Below are 461 nucleotides of genomic sequence, written 5' to 3'. Positions count from 1 at the left end.
GGGCTAGTTCGGACAAATAAATCATCAGAATAAGACCAAAAGGATTTTCCAACAGGGAAATACGAAGCATTATTTTTTCGAATAAAAGAAACGTATTTAGTAACTGCTCGTTGATAATTTTTTGCCTTTTTTTCACTGACTCTTTTAGGAAGCTCGAGTAAATCTTCTATAGGTAAATTTTTTTCGTGAGTTTTCTTTATTTCATCACGCAGCTTTTTCCAATAATCAACGGATGGATCATATTCAGAATTTTTCTCTTGCCAAACGTAATTTAGTTTTGCTGATGTACTAACTTTTGAACTATAAGTTAAAAATTGTGTAAGTGACAATTCGATCGCCATATTAAAACACCTCCCTTCACAAAAACTATAGCACTGTGAAAGGGCGAACAGAAAGGAGAACAAAATGTCAAATTTACAAGTAATTGCAAATGAAATGTTGCCAGTTTTAGAAAATGAAAA

Annotated in this window: 1 protein-coding gene; it reads right to left on the bottom strand. The window is 32.1% G+C overall.

What is annotated here, in order from left to right; genetic code table 11:
* On the bottom strand, positions 1-341 hold a 341-nt coding region (locus G8O24_RS42700), incomplete at its 3' end, for a hypothetical protein (protein WP_202988828.1).
* Positions 342-461: the final 120 nt, after the last annotated feature.

Origin of the sequence: Bradyrhizobium campsiandrae, from assembly GCF_014529705.1 — a bacterium.
GTDB lineage: Bacteria > Pseudomonadota > Alphaproteobacteria > Rhizobiales > Xanthobacteraceae > Bradyrhizobium > Bradyrhizobium campsiandrae.
This window is presented reverse-complemented; position numbering and strand designations above follow the sequence as displayed.